General features: G+C 65.5%; 1 pseudogene. It reads left to right on the top strand.

Annotation, left to right across the window (positions count from 1 at the left end):
* Positions 1–476: pseudogene (locus J5M71_RS27465) on the top strand (type II secretion system protein GspD); the annotation flags it as partial.
* Between the last annotated feature and the right edge of the window lie 23 nt (positions 477–499).

Below are 499 nucleotides of genomic sequence, written 5' to 3'. Positions count from 1 at the left end.
GCATTGATGAGCGCGCGTCCAACAGCGTGACCGCCGCCGGCATCGTCACCAACAAGCGCGCGATCGACACCAGCATTCTGCTCGACGATGGGCAGATCATGGTCCTCGGTGGTTTGCTTCAGGACGGCTACAGCCAGAGCAATGATGCGGTGCCGTGGCTGGGCAGCCTGCCGGGCATCGGCGCGCTGTTTCGCAACGAACGCCGGGCGATCACCAAGACCAACCTGATGGTGTTCCTGCGCCCGTACATCATCCGCGACAGCGAAGCGGGGCGCAGCATCACCCTCAACCGCTACGACTTCATGCGCCGCGCCCAGGGCGGCTTGCAACCGGAACGCAGCTGGGCGATGCCCGACATGCAGGCGCCGCAATTGCCAAGCGCCGCGCAAGGCGTGCCAGCGCCGGGGCCGGGGCCGACATCAGGCCCACGCGCCACGATCAAAGCCGTACCGATTGAAGGGAGCACCCGGTTTTGACTGAGATGATGACTGTGGCGAGG

This window comes from Pseudomonas sp. 43(2021) (genome assembly GCF_017490805.1).
Lineage (GTDB): Bacteria > Pseudomonadota > Gammaproteobacteria > Pseudomonadales > Pseudomonadaceae > Aquipseudomonas.
The sequence above is the reverse complement of the archived record's forward strand: the minus strand, read 5'-3'. Positions and strand labels throughout refer to the sequence as shown.